The following is a 10,104-nucleotide window of genomic DNA, read 5'->3' on the forward strand; positions in this document are numbered from 1 at the left end:
TATTTATACCTATTATAAGAACTACAAACGCTCCTGCTGTAAATAACATTCCTAGAGCCATTTTAGTAGGTATAGATAAATCTCCCTTTTTACTTTCACCTAATTTTAACCATAATTTTGCCATTAGTGGTGCGAATACAACACATAATATTGAGTTATATGCAACTAACCATGGAACAGGTATAGTAAATCCACCTATATTTCTCTGAACTAAGTCATTCATTAGTATTGAGAATGAAGTCTGAGTTTGGAACCATGCTGACCAGAATAAAACAACAAATATAAATAAGATAACCATTGACCATATTCTACTTTTTTCTGTTTTTGTTAAAGGTTGATGTTCAACTACTTCTTTTTTAGATGATTTTGCTGCTTTTACAGCTCTTTTTCCATTTACAGGATATTTACCAACTTCACCTAATAATTTAGGAGCTGTTAAATATATAAATACTGCTACTGCAAACATTAAGATAGCATTCATTAAGAATATATATTTATACCCATAAGAAAGTATTTCTCCATTACTAGCTATTTCTGCAAACCATTTATCTGCTATAAGACCTGATATTATTGGTCCGAAGAAAGCTCCTATATTTATTGACATATAATATAGAGCATATGCTGCATCTTTTCTTGTAAATTCTTTAGCTCCATAAAGAGAACCAACTAAATTACTTATTTGACCTTTAAAGAACATTCCGGCAGCGATTAAAATTATAAGACCTGACCAAATACCTGCAATCGATGGTTTTATAAAGAATAATACCAAATATGCTAATCCATTTAAGAATGATCCTAATATAAGTGATTTTTGAATTCCTAAATAATTATCTGTTATCCAACCACCAAAAATAGAACCCATATAGTTTATAGCTGTAAATACACCTATTATTGATGCTGCCTTAGCCACACTAAGACCTAATCCATTTGCACTTACATCTGCTGTTAGAAATAGTATAAATACTGATGAAAATGCATATCCACAATGACATTGGATTCCTGTTGATATATTGGCTAACCAAAGTCCTTTAGGATGTTTAACTTTTTCTGACGACATAAAAATCCTCCCTCTAATTTATATATTTTTCAACCAATTATGGTTTTAATTGAATATACTATGGGTTAAGCTAATTTTTTTGGGATTCAAATCTCCCTTTTTGAATCCCAACCGAACAAATTAATATTATAAAAAATTACCCTATTTAATATAATACTTAACACCCTCTTCAAGAATACATATAAAATATCGTTTTCACATATTGATAAAAATTTTTGTACTATATTTAATAAACTTATTAAATCTTAGTAAAACAATAATTTTTTGAATAATCTTATAATTTCTCCTTGATAAATAAAATATTATCATGTTTTTCATATTTTTGTCTATATCATTTAGCACTTTAAAGATACATCTTTATTATTGTTAAAGAATTATTAATATTAAAAAGTTATTAATTTTACTTTTATTATTAATAAATTTTTTTTATTTGTACATTTTATTTTTTTTAGCAGTGTTATATATTTATTTAATAAATACAACTTACAACTTAAAATAATCGTTTTCAGTTGTTTCTTTATAATTCATATTAAAAAAATTTTAATATATCTCATCCAATAAAAAAAATAAACCACTAAAAGAAATTTTCCTTTAGTGGTTTACAAACTTTAAATAATAATACACTTTTCTTATTAAATTTTTAACTAATTTAAATTATTCTGCACAAGCTTCATTTGGCATATCATTAACAATCATTTCTTTTTCTGCTATAAAATCTTCTATAGCTTCTTTTGTTTCCATTAATTCTTCTAAGCTCATAGCTGCATAGTCTTTGCAGTTTTCATTAGCTATATTTATTCCCTGATTTCTTAAAAAGTTATCAACTTTTTCCTGATTTTTTTTATATGCATAATATCCTACTGCACATACACCAACACCAACTAATGCTCCTGTTATATGATCTTTGTTTATACCGTTTAACATATTACCACTCCTTTTGTTTATCAATTATAATTAATTTTATTCAATAAATTTTAATTTATTGTCTTTATTATTTTATAGCATCTTCATATAATTTTAAGCTTTTACAATCCATTCCTATATAGCAGTTTCCTTTTCCTGCTGCATAAAGTTGACCACTATATCCTCTCATTCCTCTATCAGACACCATAAAAGATCTTCCCATAGAATTTCTTTCTAATTCTATAAATCTTTCTAAAAATGCTCTTACTATTCCTGCACTTCTAGAAATTTCATTATCTGGTTTTACAGATACATCAAAATATGTATTTCCATCTCTATTTTTTAGTTCTCTTACAGATATCATTAATCCACCATATGATAATTCTATAAGATGTCTACCAAAAGTAGTAACCCATGTAACTATTGAAGGTAATAAAAACTCTCCTTTTGTTACTGAATTAATTAAATACATAACAGAAACTACTTCAGGATCAAAATATCCTCTCTCATTTACTTCCTTATAGGCATGTTCTCCTATAGCCCCTATAGTTGTTCCTACTACTGCCCAATTTATAAAATCATATACTCTTTGATTCATAGCAATATACTTAGAAATCCCACCAATTCCTATCATTGCTAAAGAATAACACGCCATAGCTGGTAAATTTTTCTTTTTAGATTCATATACTAATCTTATAGGTATCATATCATAACTTTTTGAATATATAGCTATAACTCTAATTATAACTTCTTCCTCACTAAGTCTATATGGATTATACTCTATAAGAACTGATTTTGTTATATCATTATATCTAGCTTTATATATTTCATCTTTCTTTATAAGATCTTCCATTAATTCCTCACCTTTTCTAAGTGGATGAGAAAGTTTTATTCTTATTCGCCCTTTTATTTTATGGGCTACAACTATAGTAGGATTATTCATAACTATACACCTCTCTCCATATTGAAGAATAGTAATCTTAATGAGTTTGCTACAACAAGAATTGTACTTGAGTTATGAAGAACTGCACCTAAAAATACTGGTAATACACCTGCTGCACTAAGTATTAATCCTACACTGTTTATTCCTATTACCATTCCAAAGTTTTCTTTTACTACCTTCATAGTCATCTTTGATAAATCGATAATTGTAGGCAACATCATAGGATTATCACCCTGTATAGTTATATCCGCAGCTTCCATAGCAACATCTGTACTTCCACCACCAAGAGCTATACCTACATCTGAATATGCAAGAGCTGGTGCATCGTTTATACCATCCCCTACCATCATTACTCTAGATCCTTTAGCTTGATATTTTAGTACTTCTTCTGCTTTATCTTTTGGTAAAAGTTCTGCTTTATATCTATCTACACCCATAAGTGTAGCTACTTCTCTAGCCTGATTATCTAAATCTCCAGTTAATAATAATATATCATCTACACCTTGGTATCTTATATTATTTATAGCTTTTCTCATATTATCTCTCATTTTATCTTTTATAGCGATAATTGCTGACATTTTTCCATCATATGATACATATATAAGATTTGAACTTGCTGAAGATAATTTTTTCTCTGAATCTTTTATATTTTTTACTTCTATGCCTTTTTCTTTTAAGAATATCTTACTTCCAACATAAACACTTTTTCCATCTATATCAGTTTCCATACCTCTTGCAATATGAGTTATAACTGGTCCATGAACAGGAATTTCTATTCCTCTTTTTTCTATTTCATTAATTATAGCTGTAGACATTGGATGTGAAGATGTTTCTTCTGCTGCACCTGCTATTTTTAATACTTCATTTTCACTAAGTTCTGAGTCTATAACTTCTATATCTGTTACTGTTGGTTTTCCTTCTGTTAAAGTACCAGTTTTATCTAATACTAATGTGTCTGAATTAGACATTGCTTCTAAATAATTTCCACCTTTTATAAGTACACCATTTTTAACTGCATTATTTATAGCAGCAGAGAACGCTGTTGCTGTAGATAATTTTATACCACAAGAGTAGTCAATTATCATCATATTTAATGCTCTTGCTGGACTTTTTGTTGCCATATAAATAATAGCTGCAAATGCAAAGTTAAATGGAACTAAATAGTTAGAGAATTTATCAGCATAATCCTGTATTGGAGCTTTTTTAGATGCTGCATCTTCAACTAAATGTATTATTCTAGAAACTACAGTATCATCACCTGCTTTTTCTGTTTTTACAGTTATATTACCAGTTTTTACAACTGTTCCAGCAAATACTTTTTCTCCAATTTTTTTAACAGCAGGAACAAACTCTCCTGTTACAGAAGCTTGGTCTACTACTGCTTCTCCATCTACAACTTCTCCATCTACACATATTTTTTCCCCAGTATGTATAACTACCATATCATCTTTTTCTATATCATCAATAGATACTTTTTTAAGAACACCATTTTCATCTATTGTCCATACTTCTTCTTCATTGACAGAGAACATTTCTTTTATAGAATCTCTCGTTTTTTCCATAGTATATATTGTCATAAGTTCTGCTATATCTGATAAAAGAGTTATCATAAGTGCTGATTTGTCATTTCCTAACATTAAACTCGCTGCTATAGAAGTTAATGTCAATGTATCTGCATTTAATCTCTTGTTTTTTACCGCTCCAAATATACCATTTTCAATTAAACCTTTGTTTAAATATACTGATGCTAATGCTGGAACTGTTAGGAATTTCCCGAATCTTCCATATCTTTCTACACTGTAGAAATCTTTCCAACCAAATCTACCTTTAGCTATAGAATATCCTAAAACTGCTGTATTTAATGTTAATCTTTTTATTATATCTTTAGATGTTTCTTCATTTTTTTCTGAAACTACTACACTCTCATTTTGTTTTTCTCTCATAGCTGCAAATACTTTTACATCATATTCTGATATTATGCCATCTATAAAACTAATTATTTTTGATTCATCTGTAGTATTTTCATATTTTATTAGCATAGAACCTACTACACTATTTATACTTGCTTCATTTATAAATGATGAAGATAATATTCTTTCTTCTAATTCTTCCTTATAGCTTGAAAGATATTTAATAGCTTCACATCTAAGTCTAATTCTTCCATTTATTTTATGTTTTATTTCACTTTTTAATAATAAATTATTATTAGCCATTACAATACTCCTTTCTATCTATTTATTTTTATATTTATTTTTAATTAACAAAAATTTTTAATAGCTTCATCTAGTTGTTGTTCTACTATATCGACAACATAATCTGTGTTTGTTTCTCCGTATTTTTCAATTAGGTCTAAATTTTTAATTCCTATTTCTTTAATTACTTCAACCCATTTTAAAATTTTTTCTTCATAAGTTTTTTTAACATTATATGTTACTAAAATACTACCTGTTACTCTATGCACCTCTACTGATTCTATTCCATCTAATTTTTCAAGTGCTTGATGTAAATATTTTTCATAAATCATATATTCTTCTGGTATATCTTTTAATGTAGAAACTTTAAATCTTATTCTTCCAGGTATACTGTGAGCCACTTTTATTTTCATTAACTTTGATATAACTAATTTCTTTAACATATTCTCACCTCAAACTTACTATATTTCTTTATAAGCCCATCTTACCATTGTGTATCCATTTGGTAACATTTTTGGAGCCATTCTAATTCCTCTTATAGCAAATATAATTATTGTTATTAAATATATCGCTCTTATATCCAATACCCCTTTAGTCTTATTATAAATCGCTAAATTAAGAACTTCTTTTACATTTGAAAGTTCTCTAGTGACTAATGAATCCTTTTTCTTTTTGATTTCATTTTCTAAATTAAGAAGCTTTACAATTGCTGCTGTAATCATTGAAGGATCTATTTCTCCATAGTTATAGTTTATTAAAAGTGTTCCAGTTATAGCATTTGCTTCTACATTTCCTATCATATTTACTTTTGATAATTGATTTATTATATGTTCTGCAAGTACATTATTTCCTTTTAATTTAGGTATATGGTATCTTATTCTTCCTTTTATACTATGTTTAACCTCTACCACTCCTAAAAAATCTGCTACATTAACATGATTTTTATTTTTTGATTTATTTTTATTAGCATCACTTATCATCTTTCCTGCTAATGTCAACATTGCCAATCTCATTATTCTCTTGTAATACATTTTTATCTCTCCTTAAAATATACTAATATATTTTTATGTTAAAACACTCTATAATATTATAATTATATTCTCATTTAGATGAAAAAATCAATGTTTTTGAGAAAAATAATATTTTTTTTCAGTTTATATCACTTATTATTTTCAATTTATATCGATTCTCATCTATTGTGATTTTTTATCAATAATTTTTATTTACTTTATATTTTATACCTTTTAAAGCTATTTTGTCTATTAAAAATAATTATTTGTACTTTTTTTCATGAAAAATTCATATGTTGACAAGTAATAATTATTATGCTAATTTACAATTGATAGTTGATATCATTTAATTTTTGAATTAGGAGGATCTATATGAATAATAATATATTAATAGCTTTTTCTTTTACACTTTTGGCAGGTCTTAGTACTACCATAGGAAGTTGTATAGCTTTTTTTACAAAACATACAAATAAAAAATTTTTATCTGTTAGCTTAGGTTTTTCAGCTGGTGTTATGATTTATGTATCAATGATAGAAATATTTCCAGAAGCACAAAATTCCATTGTTTCTGTACATGGTGAAAAAATTGGAACATCTTTAACTGTTCTCTCTTTCTTTGCTGGTATGTTTATTATAGCTTTAATAGATAAATTAATTCCATCTGAAGAAAATCCACATGAGTTGAAATTGGTTGAGGAGATGGAAAATTGTAACTCTTGTAATACAAAGCTCCTTCGAACAGGATTGTGTACTGCTTTAGCGATTTCTTTACACAATTTTCCTGAAGGCTTAGCTACTTTTGTATCTGCTATTGAGGATCCTACTTTAGCTATTCCCATAGTTTTTGCAATAGCTATACATAATATACCTGAAGGTATATCTGTATCAGTTCCTATATATCATGCTACCGGTTCAAAGAAAAAAGCATTCTTTTATTCGTTTATGTCAGGAATTGCAGAACCTATAGGTGCTTTAATAGGTTGGTTAATTCTTATGCCATTTATTAATGAAACTGTTTTTGGAATAATATTTGCATCAATAGCAGGAATAATGGTATTTATATCATTTGATGAATTACTTCCAGCTGCAAGAGAATATGGAGAACATCATCTATCTATATATGGTTTAATTTCTGGTATGATTTTAATGGCAGTAAGTCTTTTATTATTTATATAAATATTTTACTTTTAAGACTAATCTAATTTTAGATTAGTCTTTTATAATTAAGAATAAAATTCATAAAAGTATATATGATAAAATTTATTTTTATTTTAAAATTTCAAACGATGCAATTTCCATTTCTAATTAAAATATAATTCTCTTTTTTATATATTGGGTATTTATTTTTTCTACATTAATATTGATATAATTTCGATATTTATTTTTCATTGACAATGATTATTATTTATGTTATTTTTATATATGTAATTGATTGACTTATATATAACTATTTATTTTTTAGGAGGATTTTATAATGGATTTAACAAAAGCTCAATTAGAACAGGAATATATCATAAAGGATATAAAAACAGATGATGAAGAATTAAATGCTTTTTTATTTTCACTAGGATGTTATAGTGGTGAAAAAATCACTGTTGTTTCACATTTTAGAAAAAGTTATGTAGTATCTGTTAAAGATGGTAGATACAATATAGACGAAAACTTAGCACAGGCAATAATTTTAGAATAGTTTACTGTAATTATATAATTTATATTTTAGCTAGTGATATAAAAGCATAATATAAAATTAAGGAGGAAAAAAATAATGAGGATTGCTTTAGCAGGAAATCCAAATAGTGGTAAAACCACTATGTACAATTTATTAACAGGAAAAAATGAACACGTTGGTAACTGGGCTGGTGTTACCGTAGACAAAAGAGAAAGTTCTCTTAAAAAGAACTTCTGTACTATACCAGAAGATATTATAGCAGTAGATTTACCAGGAGCTTATTCTATGTCTCCTTTCACATCAGAAGAAAGTATAACAAGTGGTTATGTAAAACACGAAAATCCAGATGCTATAATAAATATAGTTGATGCAACAAATCTTAGCCGTAGTTTATTCTTTACTACTCAGCTACTTGAATTAGGTATCCCAGTAGTAGTTGCACTTAATAAAAGTGATATAACAGAGAAAAAAGGAACTAAAATAGATGTAGATAAATTATCTAAATCTCTTGGTTGTCCTGTAATATCTACTGTTTCTACTAATGAAAGAGGTATAGCTGATGTTGCAGCAAGTGCAATCTCTTTAAATGGTAAAAAACAGGTTGCCCCTTATCATCAAGGAGATATAAATCTACATGATAAAAAAGAAGTTGAAGAAGCAGATAGAAAAAGATTTGCTTTCGTTAATAAAATAGTAAGTGAAGTTGAAACTCGTAAAGTTTTAACTAAAGATAGAAATACTCAGGATAAAGTTGATGCTGTTTTAGCAAATAAATGGTTAGGTATACCTATATTTGCTGTAGTTATGTGGCTTGTATTTGATATATCTCAGTCAAAATTAGGTCCTTTACTTGCAGATATACTTGTTGGTTGGATAGAAAGTTTCCAAGGATATGTAGCAGAAATGGTATCTGGAGCATCTCCTTTCTTACAAGCATTACTTGTTGATGGTATAATCGGTGGTGTTGGTGCCGTTGTTGGTTTCTTACCTCTAGTAATGGTTATGTATTTCTTAATAGCTTTACTTGAAGATTGTGGTTATATGGCTCGTGTAAGTGTTGTTATGGACCCTATATTCAAAAGAGTTGGACTTTCAGGTAAATCTATAATACCTATGGTTATAGGTACTGGTTGTGCAATACCAGGTGTTATGGCTTGCCGTACAATTCGTAATGAAAGAGAACGTAGAACAACTGCTATGCTTACTCCTTTCATGCCTTGTGGAGCAAAATTACCAGTTATAGCTTTATTCGCTGGTGCATTCTTTAGTGATGCTTCTTGGGTTGGTACTTTAATGTACTTTGTAGGTATACTATTAATTGTACTTAGTTCTTTACTTATATTAAAAATAACTGGACATAAATATAGAAAATCATTCTTTATAATGGAATTACCAGAATATAAAATACCAAGCTTAAAAAGAGCTACTCTTTCAATGTTCTCTAGAGCTAAAGCTTACATAATAAAAGCTGGTACAATAATACTTGTTTGTAATGCATTAGTTCAGATAATGCAGTCATTCAACTGGCAGTTACAATTAGTTCCAGAAGGAATGGAAAATACTTCTATACTTGCTTCTATAGCTTCTCCATTTGCAGTATTATTAATACCTCTTGGATTCGGAGCTTGGCAGTTAGCAGCTGCAGCTATAACTGGATTTATAGCTAAAGAAAATGTTGTTGGTACTATAGCAGTAGTTTATGGATTAACTAATTTCATAAATGTAGATGATCTTGTATTAACTGGTGGAGCTAATACAGTTGCAACTACTATGGGACTTACTTCAGTAGCAGCACTTGCTTACTTAATGTTCAACCTTTATACACCACCTTGCTTTGCAGCTATAGGTGCGATGAACTCAGAAATAAAAGATAAAAAATGGCTTTTAGCTGGTATTGGTCTTCAATTCGCTGCTGGTTATACAATTGCATTCCTTGTTTATCAGATAGGAACATTAATAACTACTGGTTCTGTTGGTGCAGGATTTGTTCCAGGACTTATAGTTGTTCTTGCAATAGCAGCTTTCATTATAAAACTTATAATGAATACTAATAAGAGACTTGATGAAGAATATTCTTTAAACGCTAAATAATCTATTTTATCTTAATTTATAGAAAGGAGTGGTTATAAAATGAGCGATATAATTATAATACTTATACTTGTCGCTATTGTTGGAGGCGCGATATATTACATAGTAAAAGCTAAAAAAAGTGGTGCTAAATGTATAGGATGCCCATCATCTAAAACTTGCTCCTCTAATAAAAATTCATCTAATGATGAACACTCTTGTTGCAGCTGTGGTTGTGGCGGAGAGAAAAAAGATAGAAAAAA

Annotated in this window: 10 protein-coding genes; 4 read left to right on the plus strand and 6 right to left on the minus strand. The window is 28.2% G+C overall.

All coding sequences use genetic code 11. The features are described from left to right. From Q1J78_RS01240 to Q1J78_RS01265, 6 genes are all read right to left on the minus strand, one after another. Positions 1-1,057, minus strand: a 1,057-nt coding sequence (locus Q1J78_RS01240) for a peptide MFS transporter (RefSeq protein ID WP_300276022.1), incomplete at its 3' end; no start/stop codon positions are given. 654 nt (positions 1,058-1,711) lie between these two features. Beyond that, a complete protein-coding gene (locus Q1J78_RS01245) occupies positions 1,712-1,981 on the minus strand; it encodes a hypothetical protein (protein WP_300276024.1) in 270 nt (89 codons plus the stop codon). A gap of 67 nt (positions 1,982-2,048) precedes the next feature. Then, positions 2,049-2,903 carry a hypothetical protein gene (locus Q1J78_RS01250; protein ID WP_300276026.1) on the minus strand — a complete coding sequence of 285 codons (855 nt, stop codon included), beginning with the start codon at positions 2,901-2,903 and terminating at the stop codon, positions 2,049-2,051. 2 nt (positions 2,904-2,905) lie between these two features. Then, entirely contained in the window at positions 2,906-5,116 is a 2,211-nt protein-coding gene (locus Q1J78_RS01255) for a heavy metal translocating P-type ATPase (protein ID WP_300276028.1), read from the minus strand. Between the two features lie 44 nt (positions 5,117-5,160). Then, positions 5,161-5,538, minus strand: coding sequence for an HMA2 domain-containing protein (locus Q1J78_RS01260; RefSeq protein ID WP_300276030.1), 378 nt, complete (start codon positions 5,536-5,538; stop codon positions 5,161-5,163). Between the two features lie 18 nt (positions 5,539-5,556). After that, entirely contained in the window at positions 5,557-6,126 is a 570-nt protein-coding gene (locus Q1J78_RS01265; RefSeq protein WP_300276032.1) for an HMA2 domain-containing protein, read from the minus strand. Between the two features lie 351 nt (positions 6,127-6,477). Between Q1J78_RS01265 and zupT the strand changes: the two genes are divergently transcribed. The 4 genes from zupT to Q1J78_RS01285 all read left to right on the plus strand — a co-directional run. Then, a complete protein-coding gene (gene zupT, locus Q1J78_RS01270; protein ID WP_300276034.1) occupies positions 6,478-7,281 on the plus strand; it encodes a zinc transporter ZupT in 804 nt (267 codons plus the stop codon). A 298-nt stretch (positions 7,282-7,579) separates the two neighbouring features. Next, positions 7,580-7,795: a FeoA family protein gene (locus Q1J78_RS01275; protein WP_300276036.1), complete on the plus strand. Its 216-nt coding sequence runs from the start codon at positions 7,580-7,582 to the stop codon at positions 7,793-7,795. 75 nt (positions 7,796-7,870) lie between these two features. Continuing rightward, positions 7,871-9,865: a ferrous iron transporter B gene (gene feoB, locus Q1J78_RS01280; RefSeq protein WP_300276038.1), complete on the plus strand. Its 1,995-nt coding sequence runs from the start codon at positions 7,871-7,873 to the stop codon at positions 9,863-9,865. 39 nt (positions 9,866-9,904) lie between these two features. Beyond that, the coding region (locus tag Q1J78_RS01285; protein WP_300276040.1) for a FeoB-associated Cys-rich membrane protein at positions 9,905-10,104 on the plus strand (200 nt) is incomplete at its 3' end.

Source organism: Peptacetobacter sp. (assembly GCF_029264495.1).
GTDB lineage: Bacteria > Bacillota > Clostridia > Peptostreptococcales > Peptostreptococcaceae > Peptacetobacter.